At 47.1% G+C, this 22225-nt stretch carries 16 protein-coding genes and 1 tRNA gene; 7 read left to right on the top strand and 10 right to left on the bottom strand.

What is annotated here, in order from left to right:
• Positions 1 to 160: 160 nt before the first annotated feature.
• The 7 genes from PHQ97_07575 to ileS all read right to left on the bottom strand — a co-directional run bounded on the left by PHQ97_07575 (position 161) and on the right by ileS (position 10508).
• Positions 161 to 394 carry a hypothetical protein gene (locus PHQ97_07575; protein ID MDD4392589.1) on the bottom strand — a complete coding sequence of 78 codons (234 nt, stop codon included), beginning with the start codon at positions 392 to 394 and terminating at the stop codon, positions 161 to 163.
• Positions 395 to 406: 12 nt separating this feature from the next.
• Entirely contained in the window at positions 407 to 1810 is a 1404-nt protein-coding gene (gene pyk / locus PHQ97_07570; GenBank protein ID MDD4392588.1) for a pyruvate kinase, read from the bottom strand.
• A 39-nt stretch (positions 1811 to 1849) separates the two neighbouring features.
• The gene (locus tag PHQ97_07565) at positions 1850 to 4597 is read right to left on the bottom strand and encodes a PAS domain S-box protein (GenBank protein MDD4392587.1); all 2748 of its coding nucleotides are present in this window, start codon (positions 4595 to 4597) and stop codon (positions 1850 to 1852) included.
• Positions 4598 to 4634: 37 nt separating this feature from the next.
• Positions 4635 to 6122, bottom strand: coding sequence for a hypothetical protein (locus tag PHQ97_07560; protein ID MDD4392586.1), 1488 nt, complete (start codon positions 6120 to 6122; stop codon positions 4635 to 4637).
• 2 nt (positions 6123 to 6124) lie between these two features.
• Positions 6125 to 6886, bottom strand: coding sequence for a prolipoprotein diacylglyceryl transferase (gene lgt / locus PHQ97_07555; protein ID MDD4392585.1), 762 nt, complete (start codon positions 6884 to 6886; stop codon positions 6125 to 6127).
• Positions 6887 to 6989: 103 nt separating this feature from the next.
• Complete coding sequence (gene lspA / locus PHQ97_07550) at positions 6990 to 7490, bottom strand: signal peptidase II (GenBank protein ID MDD4392584.1); 501 nt, start codon at positions 7488 to 7490, stop codon at positions 6990 to 6992.
• Positions 7491 to 7715: 225 nt separating this feature from the next.
• Positions 7716 to 10508, bottom strand: a complete 2793-nt coding sequence (ileS, locus tag PHQ97_07545; GenBank protein MDD4392583.1) for an isoleucine--tRNA ligase — start codon at positions 10506 to 10508, stop codon at positions 7716 to 7718.
• 835 nt (positions 10509 to 11343) lie between these two features.
• Between ileS and PHQ97_07540 the strand changes: the two genes are divergently transcribed.
• Complete coding sequence (locus tag PHQ97_07540; GenBank protein MDD4392582.1) at positions 11344 to 12957, top strand: LA2681 family HEPN domain-containing protein; 1614 nt, start codon at positions 11344 to 11346, stop codon at positions 12955 to 12957.
• Positions 12958 to 13291: 334 nt separating this feature from the next.
• Here the strand turns inward: PHQ97_07540 and PHQ97_07535 are convergent, their stop codons facing one another.
• On the bottom strand, positions 13292 to 14197 hold the full coding sequence (locus tag PHQ97_07535) for a HEAT repeat domain-containing protein (protein MDD4392581.1): 906 nt from the start codon (positions 14195 to 14197) through the stop codon (positions 13292 to 13294).
• Positions 14198 to 14749: 552 nt separating this feature from the next.
• Here PHQ97_07535 and PHQ97_07530 point away from each other — a divergent pair.
• From PHQ97_07530 to mtaB, 3 genes are read left to right on the top strand one after another with little or no spacing between them, the layout of a single operon-like run.
• Positions 14750 to 15178, top strand: a complete 429-nt coding sequence (locus PHQ97_07530) for a 4Fe-4S binding protein (protein ID MDD4392580.1) — start codon at positions 14750 to 14752, stop codon at positions 15176 to 15178.
• A complete protein-coding gene (mnmA, locus tag PHQ97_07525; protein ID MDD4392579.1) occupies positions 15175 to 16293 on the top strand; it encodes a tRNA 2-thiouridine(34) synthase MnmA in 1119 nt (372 codons plus the stop codon). Before PHQ97_07530 ends, mnmA begins: the two co-directional genes overlap by 4 nt.
• Positions 16274 to 17608, top strand: coding sequence for a tRNA (N(6)-L-threonylcarbamoyladenosine(37)-C(2))-methylthiotransferase MtaB (gene mtaB, locus PHQ97_07520; GenBank protein MDD4392578.1), 1335 nt, complete (start codon positions 16274 to 16276; stop codon positions 17606 to 17608). Before mnmA ends, mtaB begins: the two co-directional genes overlap by 20 nt.
• Before the next feature lie 178 nt (positions 17609 to 17786).
• Here the strand turns inward: mtaB and PHQ97_07515 are convergent, their stop codons facing one another.
• Entirely contained in the window at positions 17787 to 18680 is an 894-nt protein-coding gene (locus PHQ97_07515) for an exopolyphosphatase (protein MDD4392577.1), read from the bottom strand.
• Positions 18681 to 19342: 662 nt separating this feature from the next.
• Between PHQ97_07515 and PHQ97_07510 the strand changes: the two genes are divergently transcribed.
• Complete coding sequence (locus tag PHQ97_07510) at positions 19343 to 19549, top strand: hypothetical protein (GenBank protein ID MDD4392576.1); 207 nt, start codon at positions 19343 to 19345, stop codon at positions 19547 to 19549.
• Positions 19550 to 19806: 257 nt separating this feature from the next.
• Here PHQ97_07510 and PHQ97_07505 read toward each other — a convergent pair.
• A tRNA-Leu gene (locus tag PHQ97_07505) sits at positions 19807 to 19893 on the bottom strand.
• Between the two features lie 109 nt (positions 19894 to 20002).
• Between PHQ97_07505 and PHQ97_07500 the strand changes: the two genes are divergently transcribed.
• Together PHQ97_07500 and PHQ97_07495 are read left to right on the top strand one after the other, a co-directional pair.
• Positions 20003 to 20935, top strand: coding sequence for a bifunctional riboflavin kinase/FAD synthetase (locus PHQ97_07500; protein ID MDD4392575.1), 933 nt, complete (start codon positions 20003 to 20005; stop codon positions 20933 to 20935).
• A gap of 187 nt (positions 20936 to 21122) precedes the next feature.
• Positions 21123 to 22187, top strand: coding sequence for a lysylphosphatidylglycerol synthase transmembrane domain-containing protein (locus PHQ97_07495; protein MDD4392574.1), 1065 nt, complete (start codon positions 21123 to 21125; stop codon positions 22185 to 22187).
• The last annotated feature ends 38 nt before the right edge of the window (positions 22188 to 22225 follow it).

Below are 22225 nucleotides of genomic sequence, written 5' to 3'. Positions count from 1 at the left end.
AACGTATCGTAATATGGAAACCTATATTGCGAGCGATTTCCGATTTTCCTGTTCTGTGTGGGAACAATCAAAACAAAATCTCATGATGTTGCTTCAAACATTGTGTGAATTCAGAATGTATGACCTTCCTGATTTCACACAATGAAAGCAACAATCTGTATCACACCGTATCTGATTTATCATTTTTTTTCTTAAAATCCACAACCAGTTCTTTCATAATCGACATCACGTTTTTCCCTCTTTCCCGGGCAATCCGATGCGCTTCATCAATAATTTTACCTGACTGGCGCTTCAATTCGGCAAGTTCCGGAGCAGGAATATCCCGTTTTCCGTACTGCCTCATCAGCAGACTGATAGCCAAACGTTCTTCCTGACGTCTGATAAATCCCATCATTGTTCTTTCACCTTATAGTTTCTTCACCTTCACCATATTGGTCGTACCCGGCACCCACAACGGATGGCCAGCCGTAATAACGACCAGGTCCCCTTCATGAACCTTTCCGGTTTTAAGCGCTGTATCCGCAGCCACCTCGATCATCCTGTCCGTATCCGAAATATCATCGAATAAAACCGGAATGCATCCCCAATAAAGTGCCAGGCTCCGGATCACCTTCTTGTCCGGGGATAGCGCTATAATATCAGGAATCGGCCTGAATCTGGAAATCTGACGGGCGGTAAACCCGGAACGGGTGGTTGCAAGAATGGCCGTGGCTTCCAGGTTATCGGCCAGAATGCAGGTAGCATACGCAACGGATTCGGAGATCTCTTTTTTTTGTCTCAGCTGCAGATACATTTTGTGGGGAAAATACCGTTCCGCATCTTTGGCGATACGCACCATATACTGAACCGCCTTGACGGGAAAATCACCACTGGCGGTTTCTTCCGAAAGCATAACCGCATCAGCTCCATCGAGTACGGCATTGGCCACATCCGCGGCCTCGGCCCGCGTCGGACGGGGTGAATCCACCATGGATCTGAGCATTTGGGTTGCAATGATTACCGGTTTGCCCAGCGCGTTAGCCCGCCTGATCAACATCTTTTGAATACCGGGCACCTGTTCCAGGGGGATTTCCACCCCGAGGTCCCCTCTGGCCACCATGATTCCGTCAGAAACATCCATGATTTCATCAACATGATTCAAGGCTTCATGCTTTTCAATTTTGGCAATGACAGGGGTGTTTTTCCCCTGTTCATGAATGATTTCCCGAATTTTCAGTACATCCGCTGCCGAGCGTACAAACGACAGCGCGACATAATCCACATCGTTGGCCAGGCCCAGCATCAGATCCACCTTGTCTTTTTCCGTAATGGATTCCGCGCTGATAGAACCCGATGGCAGATTGATCCCCTTGTTCGATGTCAGCAACCCACCGGTGATCACCCGGCAGAATATTTCCGTATCCGTGGTTTTTTCAACAATCAGTTCCATCAGGCCATCGGCCAGCATGATCCGGTCATCGGGTTTGACTTCTCCGGGCAGATTACGATAGGAGACCGGTACCCGATTACCGGCGCCTTCAATCAGCTGACTGGTCAGAATAAACTGTTCACCGGATTTAAGACGGATTCCGGGTTCACGAATGCTGCCCACCCTGATTTTCTGCCCGCATAGATCCTGCAAAATCGCTACCGGCTTTTCCAGCTGATCAGAAATCATTCGAATGAGACGAATTTTTTCCAGATGATCCGCATGGGTACCGTGTGAAAAATTGAGTCTGGCCACATTCATACCGCTTTGGATCATCCGGGTGATTATTTCAGGGGTTTGACTGGAAGGGCCGATGGTGCAGACAATTTTAGTTTTTGACATGACACATTCTCCTGAGTCCGATGCATTGGAAACCTGTTTTCAACTCAACACATTACGGATAGTATCGGCAAGCTCCTTGATTATAAAGGGCTTTACCATGAATTCTTTGATCCCCATATGCAGGGCTTTATTCCTGTCCATCCCCTCACTGAAACCGGTGCACATAATAATTGGAATATCGTTTCGAATCTTCATAATTTCGCTTGCCAGTTTATCTCCTGTCATTTGCGGCATGGTCATATCGGTTACAACCAGGTCATAGCCGTCGGGATTTTCGCTAAAAATCTCCAACGCTTTCAAAGAGCTGGTAACCGCCGTCACCTGATAGCCCAATTGTTCCAGAGCGTACTTGCTCACCTCAACCAGCGAAGGCTCATCATCAACAAACAGAACTCGTTCGGTTCCTCGCAAAATCGGCCGCTGCTCCCTGATGCTCACCTTTTCTTTTTTTTTGAATGACGGAAGAAAAATATCAAATGCCGATCCGATCCCGGCCTTGCTCTCAACCTGAATAAAACCGCCACAGCCAGTGACAATTCCGTTTACCACCGCAAGCCCGAGTCCGGTTCCCTTTCCTTTGGGCTTTGTCGTAAAATACGGATCGAATATTCTCTCCAGCACATCCTGATTTATCCCGCATCCGGTATCGGTAACCGACAGTTTGCAGTATGGGCCCGGATGCGCATTCGGATAGCGATCGCATTGCTCTTCGGTAAGTGCAGTCTGCATCGACCCGACCTCCAGGATGCCTCCTTTGTCTTTCATGGCGTACGCGGCGTTTGTACAGATATTCATCATGATTTGATGAATTTGAGTGGAATCAGCAAAAATGCAGTCATCCGATGGTTCAATATGCTGACGGATCTCAACGGTTGACGGTAACGTGGCTCTCAATAATTGGATCGTCTCCTTGATGATCGGCTGCACCCGGATGTACTGTTTATTCTGGTCGGATTTGCGGCTGATTGCAAGGATTTGTTTGATCAAATCTCTAGCGCGCTGACAGGCCTTGATAATCTGTTTTAAATTATTTTCGTACCGGTCATAACAATCCATATTCCCATTGATCAGCGACAGTTCCGCATAACCGATAATGGCTCCGAGAATATTATTGAAATCATGGGCAATGCCGCCTGAAAGGGTTCCGATAGCCTCCAGTTTCTGAGACTGCCGGAGCTGGGCTTCGAGCTGCTGAGTCCGGGTAATATCTCTGGTTATGCCGCAGATTCCCGTAATTTCAGATGGACAGGAATAAATCGGCGCTTTAATGACATGAAAGATGCCCCGGGACCCGTTTATCGGAACCGTCTGCACTTCATCTACAATTTGTCCCTTCAACACTTTAGTGTCCGATTCCCGTGAATGCTCACCGGCTTGGTCTCCAAATAGATCTTTTGCCGTCATTCCGAGAATTTCTGACGCAGGCCGTTTAAATGTCCTGGCCATGGCGGGATTTACCAGCGTATACCGGTGATGCCGGTCTTTGATAAAAATGGAATCCCTGGCCGATTCGAAGATGGTCCGGAACCGCTCCTCGCTTTCGCGCAGCGCATCCTCGGCCTGCTTTTGCTCCGTAATATCATCATACGTAATCAGCTGCTTACCGTTGCCCATGAACACGCCTCTCATGTGGACAAGCCGCTTTCTTCCATCACAGGTAAAAACCGTTGAAATCCTCTCCCTGACCATCCCTTTGCTGGAATTATCCCAATCCTTTTCAGATAACGCCGTCATATTTTTTCGATACGAAGCATCCGGGTATGCGTTTTCAAACCAGGTCCGCTTGTCCGGCATATTGCCGAGATCATAGCCGAACATGGACATAAACTGAGGATTGAAATAGTCAAATTTCCCGTTCGCGTTCATTACCGAGAGCCCCACGGGAATATTTTCCGCAAGCATTTTGAATCGTTCTTCGCTTTCGATAAGGGCATCACAGATCTTCCGGTCTTCGGTTATATCGGTTACCGTTCCGACAAATCTCAAGGGGCGCCCATCGGCCGAGCGGGTGATGACTTTGCCTCGGTGAAGAATCCATTTACAAGCCCCGTTTTTGCAGATCACCCGGTGGAGGGTATTATACTGTGCGGTCTGTCCGTTGAAGTGTTTGTGAATTTCTTCACATACCCATGACCGGTCTTCCGGATGGATCCGTTTATGCCATTCACTGAAAATATCCTGAATCCGGTTTTCCTCATATCCGAGAATTTCAGTCCACCGTCTGGAAAATACGGCCTCATTGGTCTGAACATTCCAGTCCAGAACCCCGTCACCGCTTCCTTCCAGTGCGAATTCAAACCGTTTCTCGATTTCCATGAGTTTTTGTTCGGTGGTTTTGCAGACGGTAATATCCCAGCCAATGTACCAGACCTCATACCCGGAAATCCGGTTTATCCCCCTGACACTTGACCATGATATGACTTTGCAGGAACCATCCTTGCAGATTATCCGGCGGGTTGCCCGTCCATCTTTTTCGGATTTTTGATCCGGATCAGCCGTCATCGGCTTCCGGGAAAAATCCCCGGGAAACAACCGATCAAAAAACCCTTTATTGCCAATAATCTCTTCAGCCCCATACCCGGTGACACGTTCGCACTCATGATTCCAGGCAACCGGAACCCCGTCCGGATTCATGACATATACCAGCACAGGAAGATACTGGATAAATTCCTTCAGATACAGGGGATCCACCCGGGATGTATTTCCCGTCTGCCGGAGGCGTTGATTTTCATGTTCCAGTTCACTGATCCGCTTTTCCAGCTGCTCATATGTCGGTTGTGCGTGCACGAAATTTTTTCTCCAGTTCCGCTTAAAATCAAAGAAATCAAGCCTTCATTTTTCCGCAAAGTTCAAAGATCACTTCTTCCAGGATCAACTTCGGATTCTGTCCGGTTGTCTTCAACTTCACATCTGCCTTACCCAGCTTCAGCATTATTGCAAAGAGTTCTTCAGTTGTATAATGACCGGATTTGCTGACAATCTGATAAACCGGATACGGGTTATTCGGATTTTGAACCACGAAAAGATCGGCAGACGGCCTGCTTTTCTTTTTAACCCGAGGTTTTACAGCGCCTTCGGTTTCCGCTTCCCCGCTTTTGTTCAGGGCATCGGCCCAATGTTCCCAGTGTTCATTCAACGCAGCGTCAAACTTCTTTATCTCCGGCATCACACAGCTCTGGAATTGACTGTAGCTCATGCCGTCATGCCAGGACTGTCCATGCTGACTGGCCGTAAACGACTTCACCAGCAGCAGTTTTCTGATCTGATTGATGATTGCGGCAAGAATCTGAAGCGGATACACCGCATCACGAAGCAGCGAATTGAGGCAGTCGAGCGCGGTATCCAGATTCCGATCCAGTACGGCGCCGGTCAGTTCAAAGACAGGGCTCTTCCGGGTCTGTTTGATCACCGCATGGACATCATCAACCGTTATCAATTCACGATCTTTGATATACAGTACAAGTTTTTCCAGGTTGTTGAAAAAAGTGCGCGGATCAAAACCGGTCATATCATACAGGGCATTATAGGCCTGTTTATCCATGGCCTTGCCATATTGTTCAAGAACCGGCTTAATCCTCTCATTCAGAACGGCTTCCTGGGCGATCTTATCGGCCCTCCGGTTTCCCTGCGGCACCGAGCAGTCGATAATGACTCCGTTCTGATCAATTGCCTTAAACAAGCTTCGACGCTTATCCGCATTTTCGGCAATAATCACCAGATGATTTCCTTTGGGAAATCCTTTTTTTATCGCCGCCTCCAGAATTCCGGCATGATCCTTACCTGCGGAGACAGACATGCCGCTGGCTGTGCAATACCGAACCAATTTTTCGAGCCACTGGTCATCTGAAGCGCTATGGCCGGTATCCTGTGTCAGCAGATGCTGCCCGGTGCCGCGGATATCGTCAAAAGAAAGATTTAACAGGGAAAGCAGGTTGGCAAGATATTTCGAGGCCTTTGCAGGTTCATTGCTGTCCCAGGCGGTTTTTGCCTTTTCAAGAATCTTGTTTTTATCCTGTTTTGAATCAAACACCTGAGAATCATGAACCGCCACCACTTTCGTTCCGGAAAAAAACGAATACGTATTGACTCGTTCGACCGCGTCAGCAATCTTCTCATTTGCCCCGTCAATCGGCTCATAGCCATTCGTCCTCTCAGATTCCGGGAGCATGGCATTCAAAAGCAGTTCAAATGCATTTTTACACAGCCACGGGTCACCGGAAATCAGGTACACCGGAGAAAACCGTTCGGCCTGCCTATTGTTATTGATGGTATCGAGATATTTTTCCAGCGCTTTGTAACTGATTTGAGACATATTTACGGTGATTTTTTTCTAAGAATCGTCATCATTAAAATTGAAACAACGGCCATGATAATACCAATACACTGTGAAACAGAAAACATATCAAACAGCATGGTCCCTCTGAAATCACCCCGAAACAGTTCAATAGCCGAACGGGTCAGCGCATAAATCAATACATACAGCCAGAACAGCTGCCCGTCAAATTTCTTCCTTCGCCGATACGCCCATAAAAAGCAGAAAATAGCCAGATTGCTCGCCGAAGAATACAGCTGTGAGGGATGAAGCGGGATGTTCATGGGCGCGAGGGTTTCGGGATGGGTAAAGGTGACGGCCCATGGCAGATCACATACGCTGCCGTAGCAGCACCCGGCAAAAAAGCAGCCGATACGCCCGATACTGTGTCCCAATGCCAGAGACGGGGCCAGAATATCAGCGGTTTTCCACACCGACAGATGGTGCATCCTTAAATAGATGACCGAAACCAGCAATGCGGCTATGAATCCACCGTAAAAAACAAGACCCCCGTTCCACAGCCTCACAATTTCAAGAGGATCATTAAGAAACGTCCGGTAATTGATAACGACATAAAAAAGGCGTGCCCCGGCAATGGCGGCAACAAGAATATAAAAGCACAGATCCATTATCTTTTCAGGATCATGCCCCAGTCGCCTTGCTTCTTTTCTGGCAAGCCAGATGCCCATCACAAAGCCTGAGGCGACAAAAAAGCCATAGGTATATACGGTCAGGCTGCCAATCTTAAAAAGAATCGGATGCATGGTTGTTATCCAGTGGCACGGGCGATTTTCGCTGCTTCATTTTCTTTCATTCTCACCGGACGGGTACCCGCGAAACAAGGGGCACAAAATCCGCTTTCGTCAATCACCCGGGCATCTTATTGAAAATTACATGATACAAAAAAATAACGATACCGATAGAAATCGCGGAATCCGCTATATTAAACGCCGGCCAGTGAAAATTGCCGATATAAAAATCCAGAAAATCCACGACCCTGCCAAACCGGATCCTGTCAATCAGGTTTCCGGCAGCTCCGCCGAAAATAAAGGCCAGAGAGGTATTCAGCAACGGATGGGTTTTATACGTTTTCCCGTACAGGTAAAACACAACGCCCATGGCCAGTACCGCGGCAAGGAAAAACACCAGCAGTCGAAGTATCGGGCCCTGGCTGGCCAGAAAACCGAACGCTCCGCCCGGATTATGGATATGGGTGATACTGAAGAATCCGGCGATGACCGGTTTGGACTGGTAAAGCGGCAGAAAATCCATTACCACCGCTTTTGTCAGCTGATCGAATATCACGATAATGCCGGTAATCCAAAACAGCTTCAGGTATTTTGAGTAGGCTCTGTTTGAATGTGTCATCGTATGGATATCGGTTTGCGGATATTTTTTTTCATCAGGATGCCAGTCCGTTTTGTTATTGCAATCACAAGAGTAAAAAGAATAAAAAGAATCAGTTACACCGCCCGCCTCGCTTGAGGTGCTGAGAACGCAGCGTTCCAAGTGTCTCGAGTAAGCGCAGCGAAGCGGACGGTAAAATTCGAATCCTTTTATATTCTTCCTGCATTCCTTCGCGGATTACACCAATTATAACAGTGCCTTGCAGCATCGGCTGCAAATGGTCGGATTCTGCGGATCTGTTCCCACCGTTGAATCATGGATCCAGCACCGCTCGCATTTGCTGCCCTGGGCATGCTGCACCAGAACGCAAAGGCCTTCAACCTCTTCACTGACAAACGCCTCTTCACCGAGAGATTTATTTTTGACCAGAGTGGCATTCGACACGATACAAATGGCCCGGAGTTCGTCCGCATATGGAGCCAGTGCATCATGCATCGTTTCATTTACCGAAATGGTCACATCCGCATCGAGCGCATGGCCGATCCGTTTGGCCGCCCTTGCCGCTTCGAGTGCTTTTGTAATCTCTCCCCGGACGTCCAGAATTTGCTGCCACTTTGCCGCCAGTTCATCGTTTTTCCATCGTTCATCAAGCTCCGGCATCAAGGCAAAATGAACGCTTTCCTCTTTTCCTTCCCGGTTCGGCATGTACTTCCATATCTCTTCGGCTGTAAAGGAAAGAACCGGTGCCATCAGCCGTACGACCGAATTCAGAATCTCATAAATGGCTGTCTGTGCGCTTCTTCGCTCGGCAGACTTTGCCGGTGAGGTATAAAGCCTGTCTTTTAAAATATCCAGGTAAAACGAAGAAAGATCCACCGTGCAGTAATTGAAAAGCCCGTGATAAATGACGTGAAGGTCATAGCTTTTATAAGCGTTCAATGTCCTGTTAACCAGCTGATAAAGCTTATGAAGCGCAAATCTGTCGAGTTCGGGCATGGCCGCATAGTCAACCGCATCGGCAGCAGGATCAAAATCATACAGGTTGCCGAGCATGAATCGACAGGTATTTCGAATCCGCCGATAGGCATCGCTGAGCTGTATGAGAATTTTTTCAGAAATGCGGATATCATCACGATAATCGGACGAGGCCACCCATAGACGTAATATTTCTGCGCCATACTTGGCAATTACGGTTTTAGGGGCAACCACGTTGCCGACAGATTTGGACATTTTTTTGCCTTCGGCATCGACAACGAACCCATGAGTCAAGACGGCTTTGTAAGGGGCCTGGCCTCTTGTTTCAACAGCGGTCAAAAGAGAGCTGTGAAACCATCCCCGATGCTGATCACTGCCTTCCAGATACAAATCCGCCGGCCAGGTCAAATTGGACCGCTCTTCCAGTACCGCGGCATGACTGACCCCGGAATCAAACCATACATCCAGGATATCGGTTTCCTTTTCAAATTCATTATGACCGCAGCTGGCACAAGTGCTGCCTTCAGGAAGCAGCTGGCGGGTATCTTTTTCAAACCATACATCCGCGCCGTATGTATTGAACAGCTCAAAGATCCGGTCCGCGATCTGCGGGTTGATCATCAGTGCCTGACATTTTTTACAATAAAATACGGTAATCGGCACGCCCCAGGACCGCTGGCGGGATACACACCAGTCCGGCCGGTTCTCAATCATGCCGTAAATGCGATCCTTGCCCCAATACGGTATCCATTGAACTTTATTGATTGCATCCAGGGCTTTTTTTCTCAGACCGGTTTTGTCCATGGATATGAACCATTGAGGGGTGGCCCTGAAAATAACGGGCTTTTTACACCGCCAGCAATGAGGATAGGAATGTTCAATAGTTACCGAAGCAAGCAGTGCGCCGACTTCTTTCAGCTTTTCTATGACTTTCCGGTTGGCATCGAATACATACTGCCCGCTGAAAAATTCCACATCATCGGTAAAGCATCCCCGGTCATCCACCGGCGAATAGGCTTCCAGGCCATACCGGATGCCGACTTCATAATCTTCCCGGCCATGACCGGGTGCGGTATGCACACAACCGGTACCGGCTTCGAGCGTCACATGATCGCCCAGAATAATCAGCGAATCACGATCATACAGAGGATGACGGCAGCATTTTCTTTCAAGCGCCTGAGCCGTTATATCCGCGCAGATATTAAAATCGGAAAGGCCGAATGCCTTCATGCAAGTTTCCACAAGCGCTTTTGCCAGAATCCATACTTCGTTGTTGCCGACATCCACCGCTGCGTATTCAAAATCCGGGTGAAGGGCGATCGCCAGGTTTGCAGGCAGCGTCCACGGCGTTGTGGTCCATATCACAACCGATACCCGTTTTCCCGCCAGCTCGGGAATTTCGACACTCAGGTCGTCTTTCAAAGGAAATTTCACGTAAATAGACGGCGATTTTTCATTATGATATTCGATCTCGGCTTCAGCCAATGCCGTCTGGCAGGTGGTGCACCAGTAAATCGGCTTTTTACTTTTGAACAGGCTTCCGGCAAGAGCAAATTTACAGCATTCCCTGGCGATAATGGCTTCATAGGCGTAATTCATGGTCAGATAGGGGGTATTCCATTCACCCGCCACGCCGAGTCGTTTAAACTCTTCCCGTTGGATATCAATAAATTTTTCGGCATAGGCACGACAGAGTTTTCGAATCTGGACCTGTGTAAGTTCCTTTTTCTTCGGCCCTATTTCTTTATCGACATTATGCTCGATCGGCAACCCGTGACAGTCCCAGCCGGGCACATAAACCGCATCATACCCGGCCATCTGACGCGAACGGATGATGATGTCTTTCAATATTTTATTCAAAGCCGTCCCCATGTGAATATTGCCGTTCGCATATGGAGGGCCATCATGGAGAATAAACGGTTTTCTGCCCTTGGACATTTTTCTGAGTTTAGTATATGAATCTGCGTCTTCCCATTGTTTGAGCTGATCCGGCTCACGCGCTGCCAGATTTGCCCTCATGGGAAACTGAGTGACAGGAAGGTTAAGTGTTTTTTTATAATCCATGGAATCCTCCAGAAATCGGATCTATTTATTAAAAGTTTAAACGCTATCGTATTAGGACTATGCATGTCAATAAATTCGTAATGTATCATAAAAAGCGCAAGACAAAAAGCTTTGGTTATCCGAAAATCAGAGGACTGAGACATCGATGGGACATTGATGCTTTCTGTATCCAAAACCGGTTATGGATACACCGCATTCCGTATTTCCGAACGTGACCGCCTGATGCTACAGCATCCCTGTCCGGAATTGGGTATTTTCCTTCCGCAACTTTTGTATGGTTTGTTCCGGACTTTTTCATATTTAAAAACTCCCTGAATCAAGTCATCGGCAATCAGGCCGCTCGTGATATCGGGGCTTGATCATAACTGCGGCCATATTTTGCTGTGCGCAGCCTTGAAGTCCCGTCCGTTGCCGGCGTACGACATGGCGCGATCCGGGGAAAAGATGTCGGGACCATGAAGCGTTAAAAAGCGCAAACGGTTTGAGGCTTGCCGAGTTTTTGCGCTTTAGCTTCATGGGCCCGGCATCCCCCGGATCGTGCTGGAGAAGCCGGCAATGGACGGGACGGGCCCCGTGACATGGTGGCCGCAGTTATGATCAAACCCTGATATTGTTATCTGCCAGCACACGTTTAATTATTCAAACCGGCTGAATCCTGCAGTTTCCGCGACGAAACTGTTATATCGATCAGAACAGGATGGCCGATCCGCATGGCACGATGACACATCCCTCGCTCTGGCTGGACAAGTCCTTTAAAGACGTATTGACATATCTAACAGATACCGTCATTAATAGATTTGTCCAAACTTATGCTGCTTACTCCCGGATGATCATAATGTCCGGATCTATCCAAATCCGGACGATAGCCCTTATCCTCAAAATTACTTATTTGTATATTATGAAAATCTACCGAAAACTCATATCTCTGAAAACCATATCGGCATTATCAACGGACGAGGCCATAGAGCACATTGGACTTTTAACAGATGCCGCGTTTCGATGTCAGAAAAAAAAGGGACTGCATCAGGCGCTTTCGCTGTCAAATGAAATCAGAAAAAGAGATTTGACCATTGCCCAGCAGGCCATCCTCAACTATCATACCTCAAACATCTGGGGTAACCTGCACAAACTGCAGCTGACTTCGGAAACCGATAATTGGGAACAGATGGAAATCGAAAAACAGCTTTTTTATCTGCGTCGATCCGTCATTGCAGTCAAACAGGATGATTTCAGAGAGTTAACTGCCGTTCAGGTATGCCCCATTTATACAAACCTTGCGGCAGCGCTGTATCAAATCGGACGCTTTGTCGAAGCCATTGAGTATTGGAATAAAGCCCTGGACATCAAGCCGGATTTTTCCATGGCCAAAGGCAACAGGGGCCTGGGACTGATTCATTATGCACATGCCCTCTATGATGACGATCACGCGCTCCTTTTTTTAAGGCAGGCCCGTGACGATCTGAAATCAGCACTTGAAAGCGGGGTTGAACGCCAAGCCGAACCGGTTTTTCAAAATTATTTCCACGACCTCGAGCATGCCCTTTCTTCTGAAGCCATGCCTCATATCAATTCACACGTACAGCCGAACATACCCGGAAAAACAGAAGAAGAGATCAACTACAGAGCCTGGTGCCTCCAATACCGGCTGTTTCTCAATCCATTAAATGATCTGGGCACATTTCCGTCGGCCGCCTCAGATCTGCTGTGCACGCCGTCAATTATAATGGAGAAAGGTGAAACGCCCTATTTCCACGGATTTTACAATCAAATCAAGCAGGAATATGTTTCCGCCCGATGGCTCTACTATGACGGCATCACATCGCAGGAGCAGCACTTTTCAGACAGCCATGTTCTGCTCCTCAACACTCTGGATTATCCGGTATACGGGCTGGCAGCCGAAAAAATAAAAATATCATTCCGAATGCTGTACTCGCTGTTTGATAAAATCGCTTTTTTTCTGAATCGATACATGCCGCTATCGATTAAAGAAAAAAAAGTCCATTTCCGAACATTCTGGTATGAAAACCATACCCGCACAAACACCTTGCGAAAAACGCTGGAACTTTCAGAAAACTGGCCCCTGCGGGGATTGTTCTGGCTCAGTAAAGATTTATATGAAGACAGGGACGGCTTCAAGGAAGCTCTGGAACCGGACGCGAGAGAACTTCTTGCGATACGAAACCACCTTGAACATAAATATCTCAAATACCATGAGCCGCCCGAAAAACTGCCTTATTCCAACGACAATTCCGAATCATTCGGTTTTTCAATTCACCGCAAGGATTTTGAAATAAAAGTGTTGCGTATATTGAAAATGGTCCGGGCGGCATTAATATACCTGGCGCTGGCGATTCACAGCGAAGAAAAACGCCGACTGGAACAACGAAAGGCTTCGCAGCCGATTCAGGTAGTAGAATTGCCTTTTATCAATGACGATAGAAAAATGTAGCCCGCCCGGGGCCCGGGAAAGCATAAACCCTTTTGTTTGCCCTCCGGGAAAACCCGTATCTCCTGCGTTGCCAAGGGACGCGGCAACCGCCATATTCCGAGCTTTCGAAACGCAGTCGTACAGGATGCAGCAGCGCTTATCATATAAAATCAGGGTTTGATCATAACTGCGGCCATAACGTCGTGAGAGCCGTCCCGGCCGTTGCCGGCTTCTCCAGCACGATACAGGGGGATGCCGGTGCCATGAAGCTAAAGCGCAAAAACTCGGCAAGCCTCAAGCAGTTTGCGCTGCTTAACGCTTCATGGCCCTCATGGCGAGCCACCGGCAGCCGCCTTTAATAATGCAGGATGCAACCGCTGCCTTCCAAACGGCCCAGAAGCCGGGAAGCAGCCCGTTTCACTGCACTGTCCACATCGCAGAGCAATCCCTTGATCTCATTTCTGAAAATCTCCAGATGTTCATTATCAATTTCAAAAAGTCTTTCCAGTGCCAGAAGCCTCACCCGCACGTCGTTGTCATCAATACATTTATGAAGCGATTCGAGATAACTGATCGGGGCTGCTATCCCGCCAAGCAGCAACAGGGCATCATAGCGCAGATCGGCCTCATCATGATCAAGATATCTGAGATAAACCGATATGACCTCTTTCTGCTTTGAATAAAACCGCCACAGGTTGAAAAGTATACTTTGTTTCTGCTCCCGAGAGGCATTTTCCAATCGATCAACCAGCAGATTGAAGATCCGATCATCCCGAAGGTTGGAAAGCGCATTGACCGCACTTTCCTGGACTTCAACATCCGGATCATAAAGCAGCTCGATCAAAGATATGGCTGCCTGGGAATTTCCTTCCCACCCCAAAGCAAACGCAGCATGCATCCGGAGCATGGAGTCCTCATTTTTCAAATCTTCTATCAACCGGTCAATAAGCGGCTGGGGGTTTTTCAGATACGGAAACATGACACTGAGCTGAATCGATGTGACATGCCGGATTTCATCATCCTCTTTAGAATCGGTCAGCATCCGGTAAAATGACCATACTGACTTTTCCTTCGCAAACACGCCTAAAAACAAAACAATTTTCTGTTTCAAATCACTTTCAGCAAACGTCATGACTTTCAGCAGAATATCTACCGCTTTTTCCTTTTCATCATGGAAAAGTTCAATTGAATCCATATACGCTTCGGCTTTTTCACAAAGCCGTTTTCTGGGCGAAAACGGTATTACATTGTCTGCTTTCATTTTAATATAGATCCAGCTAAACGTTTAAAAATATGATTACCAGAAGTCTGATTCAATCATAAGTCAGCTCCAATAGACTTCAATTTTCAATCCACAAGCCCGACAACGCCAAGACGCTTTAAACAACCGAATCAAATACATCAGAATGCATTTACTTTATAAAAACAGGTTATAGCCACTTTCTTTTACTTTTTTTTTATTACAGAAGGCAATAATTATTTAGCATTGTCCATCCGAAAATGTCTTTCCCCCCCAATTTCTGTATCCATCTTCAGGGCGGGCGGTACGGTCTTCAGTCCGGCGTACCCGTGTACGCCTCCGTTCAATCCCCTGATTCACTTGATCTTAGGCAGATAAGCCCGGCGGGCTCGATCATAGGCTTCGGCCATAGTTCCGAAGTGTGGCCGCGGAGTCCCGCCCGCTTCCGGCGTACCCCATTGCGCGTTCCGGACGATGCCGCCTTCACTGAGAATTACCGGACAATCAGTTGACACTTCATTTAAAAAGAATTAGAATCATAGTTTTTATAAAAATATTGATTCGGAGGCTGATGTGTATTCAAAAATTCTTATTCTCCGGTTTGCCCAAACCGAATCCCGGGAGCCGGTTGTCTGCAATCTGGCAAAAAATTTTGACCTGACATTTAATATTCTCAATGCCACTATATTCCCCAGGAAAGAAGGGGTTATGGTGCTGGAATTGACGGGAACCAAAAAAAATTTCAAGGATGGGGTTCAGTTCCTGAAACAACACGGCATTAAAGTCCAGAATGCGTCTCAGGAAGTCAAACGAAACAACAATAAATGCACGCATTGCGGTGCATGTACCGCTGTCTGCCCAACCGGGGCACTTTCGATTCAACGGCCGGAAATGACGGTCACTTTCGATCAGACAAAATGCAGTCTATGCGAACTTTGCGTTCCGGCCTGTCCAACCCGGGCCTTTGAAATCCGTCAGCCCCGAGAGAACTTTTTTGAATGAAGCCCTTCACCGCGATTGCTGTCAGCGGCGGAATTGATTCGCTCATTGCAGCATGCCTGTTAAAGGAACAGGGCCATCATCTGATTGGCATTCATTTTATTACCGGATTTGAGCAGATTTCGTCCTCAGGCAACATGTATCCCGAGGCGCTTGAGGCCATTGGCACTTCGTTTTCATCTCTCCGGGAGTCGATAAGCCGGAAAATGTCAACCATCGCCGGGCAGCTGGATATCCCGATTGAAATCATCGATTGTCGTCATCAATTTAAAACCCACGTAATCGACTATTTTATACGTACCTACCGAAACAACAAAACCCCCAACCCCTGCATGGTCTGCAATGCTGCCATCAAATTCGGTGTTGTCTCGGACACCGCAAAAAAACTGGGTGCCACCCGACTGGCAACAGGCCATTATGCACGAAAAGTCAAAGACGCGTCCGGAAACTGTCATCTGCTCAAAGGCATGGACCTGATCAAGGATCAATCTTATTTCCTCGCCATGCTGACCCAAGATCAGCTGGAAACCGCTGTTTTTCCTCTCGGGGAGTTGACAAAAGCCCGGGTAATGGCCTTTGCTCGCGAAAAAGGCCTGTCCCCGGTTGAAAAAGCAGAAAGTCAGGATATCTGTTTTATCAAAAACGGAACCTATGGCGATTTTCTGCTGGCCCATCCGGATTTTGATCCGAAGCCGGGACCTGTTGTTGACACAAACGGAAAGCGGCTCGGAACCCATCAAGGGCTTCACCGGTTTACCGTAGGACAGCGGAAAGGGATCAATTGCCCGGCTGCCGAGCCCTACTATGTGGTCAAACTGGATAGTCGAAACAACCGACTGATTGTCGGATTCAAAAGCAATTTGCTGACGGACGGATGCGAAGTTGAACATATCAACTGGATAGGAACACCCCCCGAAACCGCATTCAGGGCGATGACCCGGATAAGATATCGGCACAGCGCTGTACCCTCCACCGTGTTTACCGACGGAGCAAATTCAGCAGCTGTCCGGTTCGATGAGCCCCAGCAGGCCGTCACCCCGGGGCAATGCGCGGTTTTTTACGATAACGATGAGGTATTAGGCGGAGGTTGGATTACTTTTGACCGGCAAGAACTGTAAATATCAGATCACGACGTTAGGCTGTAAAGTCAATCAATGCGAATCCGAAGCTCTGGCGCACCATTTATCCCAATCGGGATGGAATTCTTCTCAAGCCGATGATCAGGTAAACGTCTGTATCATCAACACCTGTACTGTCACACAAAAGGCAAGCATGCAGTCCAGACAGGCCATCCGGCAGGCGGTCCGGGCCAATCCCGACGCACTGATCATTGTCACGGGATGCTATGCCCAGACCGAACCCGATGCCATCCGAAAAATCCAGGGCGTAGACTATATTATCGGCAATTCAGACAAACACAACATCCCCCGCATTCTGTCCGGTTCTTTGGAAGCCCCTGCTTCTGCAACATGTCAATGTCATGACATATCCACAGAACGGCGGTTTCAGCCGTTGCCGGACATATCCATCGGAACCCGGACCAGGCCGTTTTTAAAGATTCAGGACGGATGCAATAATTTTTGCACATACTGCATCGTTCCGTTTGCCCGGGGACGAAGCCGGAGCATGCCGCCCGAAGACGTCCTGAGCCAAATTCGCAAGCTGAAACAGAGCGGCTATCGGGAAGTGGTTCTTACCGGTATCCATCTTGGCTGTTATGGGCTGGATCTGTCACCAGACACCAGTCTGTTGTCTCTGATTCGTCGGATTGAGGAATCCGGTTGTATTGACAGGGTACGGTTAAGTTCCATTGAACCGCATGAACTCAGCCCGGACATCATCCGGCTGGTATCTGTATCCGAAATGTTCTGCCGTCACTTTCATATTCCCCTGCAAAGCGGCGATGACCGTATTCTTAAAAGAATGCACCGTCCCTATACGCGCTCTTTTTTCAAAAACCTCGTGTTTCAAATCCATGAGCTGATGCCCGATGCCGCCATCGGGGTCGACACGCTGATCGGTTTTCCCGGAGAAAACCCGGAAGCCTTTGAAAACACGTATTCGCTGATTCAGGAATTACCCGTGAGCTATCTGCATGTATTTCCGTTTTCATCCCGCAAAAACACCCCGGCAGCACGATTTCCGGATAAAGTCCCCCCGGGTGAAATCAAAAACCGATGCCGGCTGATGCGCGAACTTGGGAACCGGAAAAAGACCCGATTCCTTGAAAACCTGGTTGGCACCCAAACCAGAATTCTGGTCGAAGAAAAAACAGACACAAAAACCGGCCTGATGAAAGGCATGTCTTCCAACTATATTCCGGTGCTGTTCACCGGAGAAGACCATTTCAAAAATAAAATCATTACGGTCAGACTCGATCGGATAACTAAAAACTCCCAGGTGTTCGGCTCCCGGATAGATCCCCGGATGTAGCCGGAATTTTCCCCGGGTATCCATCGGCAGTCTATTTTCCACGTATGCGACTTGGCCTGTGGAATGCGAAGCCCATTTTTCTATGGGTCAGGCTCGGATTTTAGACTTCAAAATACCCCATAGCGGCCATCCCGGAAAAAATCGGCTATATTATCCAGCGCAGGACCCAGATGCATCTTCATTTAATGGGTTCATTTTTCAATAAGGCATCCAGAATCTTCGGCACATAGTCTTCTGCCTTGCTGGCATGAAAACTGCATGATGCCGCCCCGTAATGGCCGCCCCCCTCAAACCCTGACAGCAGGAGCCCGGCATTGACTTTACAGTTACGATTAAAAATACTGTGCCCCACGCTGACAATCAGTTTGTCCCGATTGTCATTATCATAACGTATTTTCACGTTAACTGCAGAACCGGGAAACATGGAATAGACCAGAAACCGATTCCCTGAGGGTGTTTCAGTTAACATGCGGAAATCTGTGATCGAAACGTGCCTGTTCAGCCGGGTATATTTTTTCAGCGTCTCCTTGTAGCGCCTGTTCTGTTCAACCACAGAACGGCAGCGGGCGATGACTTCCGGATTCTTCATAACGAAATTAATATCATAAGTTCTGAGCAAATCAACGAGCCGGTTCCAGTAGGCTTCATCCTCTTGACTATGACTTGATATGGTCATGGAAAGCAGCACGTAGTCATACTTTTCCGGATACTGGACTTCATCCAGGGTTAATTCGGCAGAATCAATTTTATCTGTTTCTCTGACCAGTTTGCTGTAATTCCGTTGAAATCTGTCCAGATAATATCCGTAAACGACACCCGCGGCTGAAGGAGCTATTCTGAAAGCACCATTAAATGGCCTGGCAATCTGATTGGTATAATGATGATCAAACCATAACGAGCAGTCATAATGATATGGAAGGTTGGCAATTATATCACCGGACTGAATATCAACCAGCCCTTTTTGCATATCATTCGGTTCCACCCATTTTATCGGGGGCCTGATATCTTCGACGTCATAGAGAAGAACCGCACAAACAACACCATCAAAATCAGGACGTGTAACTATACGCATGGGTTAACTCCTATTCGTTTGTTTCCCCTTGTCCATCCGGAAACAGGATATTTTTTAAGTTCAAGGAAGTCGAACATTTGCACGCACTACATGAAGTATTTCGAGGATTAAAAACAGAGACTGGTCCCGGAGGAATTATTGAAATACCAGATGATTCCTCCGGATCAGGTATCTGCTGACCGTAATATTGATGAATGCTCAATAATAAATATTTGAAAAATTTTTTATATATTATATCAATGTACTGTATATAATATCAATATTATCTTTAAAATACTTCCATGCGTGGTTATCCCGCAAATCATATCAGATCCTGAATCAGGATTTTTCCCCATGAAGATAAGCAAATCTCCCTATGGACACGTTTAAGTCAGCAATGCTATGGTTAATCCACCTTAAAGTCTGCCTGAATTCAGCCAGGAAACATGATAGATTCTGAACCCCAGGGGTAGTTTTTTCAAATTCGAAGTAGACGAAGTTTTGTACACCCGACATATTCAAAGTATCCAAATTTTCGCCCAGAATCGAGCCATCCCGAAGATTGAAGCAGAGACTGGGTAAATAAGCGCAGACTTCGAAAAACCATGTGTGGATGAAAACTATCATAGCATACCGTATCTGATATAGAATCGAATTAATTCTTAACCGGAGAGGAATTATCTATGGGTGTTTTTGCGGAAAAATTTCAATGCAAATCTGATGGTGAACACTTCTGGATTTTATTTGAACAGGGAGAATCACGAAAGCCGATTTGTGTTTTAACCGATCAGGAAATGAATGAAATCGTTCAAAAGTATGTGCAGACAACCTACAAGTATGACAGCGGCCCCGAAAATATTTCGTACTATCCGAGCAAACAGACCGGCTGAAAAAGGGTATGCCGGGCGCTAATCATCATTGACCTGAAATCAAAAAAAACCAATCCCAGTTATATTTGCCGCCATACGATTGTCTTAAACAGCAAGCACTTCCGTTCTTCTGTCTGCCGGATTTTCCGGTACCATTTTCAAATGCGGCATTCTTACCCGTTTTTTATTCCCGATTCGGGCCAATCAGATTGGATCCTCATTTTTTACCACCCAAAAAGGGGGTTAGCCAATACAAGCTAACCCCCTTTTCTTATTTGTGGTGCCGAAGGGGAGACTCGAACTCCCACCGGAGTACTCCGACTAGACCCTGAACCTAGCGCGTCTACCAGTTCCGCCACTTCGGCATGAATCACATACAGATGAATCATCTGTTGCTTTATTTCATGAATGAGTATATCTATAAAAATTTAGTCTCCATGTCAAGCGAATAATTTTAAAGGTTCAGGGACATCCATGCAGCTGATAGAACGACTTGAGGATATTAAACAACCGTATAAAAATGCCGTAATTACCATTGGTAATTTTGATGGCGTCCACATAGGACATCAGGCCCTTTTTCAGGAAGTGATCGAAAAAGCCGATTCCATCGTCGGCACATCGATTGCCATGACCTTTGATCCACATCCAATAAAGTTTCTTAACAAAAACGGCCCTCCGCAAATAACCCTGTATGAACAGAAAATTGAACTGATTGAAAAATCCAATATAGATGTGCTGATCTGCACCCCATTTTCGAAGGAATTTTCAGAATTAACGGCCAGACAGTTTGTCGAGGACATTCTCGTAAAGCGCATTGGCGTAAAGGCCGTCATTGTCGGCGGGGATTATATGTTCGGACGCAACAGGGAAGGCAATCTTGATTTACTGAAAACCTACGGGCTTGAATATGGTTTTGAAGTAATCATTGCAGACTGGATTAATACATCCGATAAAGGGAACGAACGAATCAGCAGTACTAAAATTCGTGAACTGGTCATGGATGGACAGATTGAAAAAGCCCGAAAACTGCTCGGCCGACATTATCAGATCAAAGGAACAGTCGTTACCGGGCGCAACAGAGGCGGTAAGCTTCTCGGATTTCCTACGGCCAATATCCACCTGGATGATGAGTTATGCCCCAAGATAGGTGTATACGCCGTGACCGTCCAATACCGGGACAAACGGTACAAAGGCGTTGCCAATATCGGATACAGCCCCACCTTTGATGACCATATCTATACCATCGAAATTCATATTCTGGATTTTAATGAGAACATTTACAGAGAGGATATCCGGGTAAACTTTATCAAACGGTTAAGAGATGAAATTAAATTTTCCGACATCCACGCGCTTTCCGAACAAATCAAAACCGATATTGCGGTGGCACGTCGTATTATTTCCCTGTAAGGGCATCGGAAAAAATAAATTGTGCCGGGATTGCGCGGGATTTTTGTCTGTCTTCAAGGCGTATCAAAGATACGCATACTCATTGGATGTGCTCTTTGAGAGCAACGCGGAAGACGGGCAAAAAGACAAGCAAAACTGTGCAATTTATTCTTGCCGATGCCCTAACACCTGATATCACATACACGATATGAAACGACTTGTTTTTTCCTTTTTTTCAGGGTTGCTGATTTCGACAGCCGCGTTTTATCTTTCGTTCCGTAACATCCCAGTTTCTCAAGTAATTCATTATTTTAACTCCGTCAATTATATCTGGGTATTTCCCTCGGCTGCGATTATTTTAATGAGCTTCGGACTCCGGGCTATCCGTTGGCAGCTTATCCTGAGTTCAACTCACACCATCGGATTCTGGAAAGCGTTTCACCCGCTGATGACAGGATTCATGTTAAACTGCATCCTTCCTGGCAGAATGGGTGAACTGGCAAGACCCGCCATTTTAAAAAAAAAAGAGGACGTGCCCTTTTCAACGGGTCTGGCTACGGTTGCAGCAGAACGGATATTTGATGTCATTTTGCTGATTATTTTATGCGTTATCGTACTATTGACGGTCCAAATCGATCCGTATCTGAACATCCCGTTCGGAGGCTACACGTTAAACCGGGCCACCTTGATCACGTTAGGTTCCGGCATGATCAAACTCGTTCTCCTGTTGCTCGGTGCGATCGTACTGATCAGCTTTAAAGCTGCACGGGATCTGATACAAACGGCCGTTATCGGCATCCCCCATTTGTTTTTCTTTACCAGCGTTTCGTTCCGGGAAAAAATAAATAACAGATTATGTTCACCATTAATCCATTGTATGAACAATGTCACATCGGTATTCAGTCTGTTGAAAGATGTGAAAAAGACCTTGATTTGTTCCACTCTGTCAATCGGAATCTGGGGACTTGCCGCTCTTTCATATTATGCCATGGCGTTCGGCTGCCCGGGAATTGAGTTATCATTTCTTGAATTATCCGCCGTTATGATTATAATATGTGTATTTATTGTATTGCCTTCTGTTCCGGGATACTGGGGAATCTGGGAGGCAGGCGGCATGTTTGCCATGGCCCTGTTTGGTGTAACTGCAGAAACGGCCGCCGGCTATACGCTTGTAAATCATGTCGTCCAAATGGTTCCGGTCATCATAGTGGGCCTGATATCCACATTTGTGAGCAGCATTAAGGGCAGAAAACAGAGGGCAGAGGGCAGATGACAGAGGGCAGAGGGCAGATGACAGAGGGCAGATGACAA

Source organism: Desulfobacterales bacterium, from assembly GCA_028704555.1.
In the GTDB taxonomy this organism is placed as follows: domain Bacteria; phylum Desulfobacterota; class Desulfobacteria; order Desulfobacterales; family JAQWFD01; genus JAQWFD01.
This window is presented reverse-complemented; position numbering and strand designations above follow the sequence as displayed.

What these genes read in the sequence shown, in the direction of transcription:
- PHQ97_07560 (MDD4392586.1), bottom strand. Translation starts at nt 6,122, where the DNA reads ATGTCTCAAATCAGTTACAAAGCGCTGGAAAAATATCTCGATACCATC.
- pyk (MDD4392588.1), bottom strand. Translation starts at nt 1,810, where the DNA reads ATGTCAAAAACTAAAATTGTCTGCACCATCGGCCCTTCCAGTCAAACC.
- ileS (MDD4392583.1), bottom strand. Translation starts at nt 10,508, where the DNA reads ATGGATTATAAAAAAACACTTAACCTTCCTGTCACTCAGTTTCCCATG.
- lgt (MDD4392585.1), bottom strand. Translation starts at nt 6,886, where the DNA reads ATGCATCCGATTCTTTTTAAGATTGGCAGCCTGACCGTATATACCTAT.
- PHQ97_07540 (MDD4392582.1), top strand. Translation starts at nt 11,344, where the DNA reads ATGTCCGGATCTATCCAAATCCGGACGATAGCCCTTATCCTCAAAATT.
- PHQ97_07515 (MDD4392577.1), bottom strand. Translation starts at nt 18,680, where the DNA reads ATGCGTATAGTTACACGTCCTGATTTTGATGGTGTTGTTTGTGCGGTT.
- PHQ97_07535 (MDD4392581.1), bottom strand. Translation starts at nt 14,197, where the DNA reads ATGAAAGCAGACAATGTAATACCGTTTTCGCCCAGAAAACGGCTTTGT.
- mnmA (MDD4392579.1), top strand. Translation starts at nt 15,175, where the DNA reads ATGAAGCCCTTCACCGCGATTGCTGTCAGCGGCGGAATTGATTCGCTC.
- PHQ97_07510 (MDD4392576.1), top strand. Translation starts at nt 19,343, where the DNA reads ATGGGTGTTTTTGCGGAAAAATTTCAATGCAAATCTGATGGTGAACAC.
- lspA (MDD4392584.1), bottom strand. Translation starts at nt 7,490, where the DNA reads ATGACACATTCAAACAGAGCCTACTCAAAATACCTGAAGCTGTTTTGG.
- PHQ97_07500 (MDD4392575.1), top strand. Translation starts at nt 20,003, where the DNA reads ATGCAGCTGATAGAACGACTTGAGGATATTAAACAACCGTATAAAAAT.
- PHQ97_07495 (MDD4392574.1), top strand. Translation starts at nt 21,123, where the DNA reads ATGAAACGACTTGTTTTTTCCTTTTTTTCAGGGTTGCTGATTTCGACA.
- PHQ97_07575 (MDD4392589.1), bottom strand. Translation starts at nt 394, where the DNA reads ATGATGGGATTTATCAGACGTCAGGAAGAACGTTTGGCTATCAGTCTG.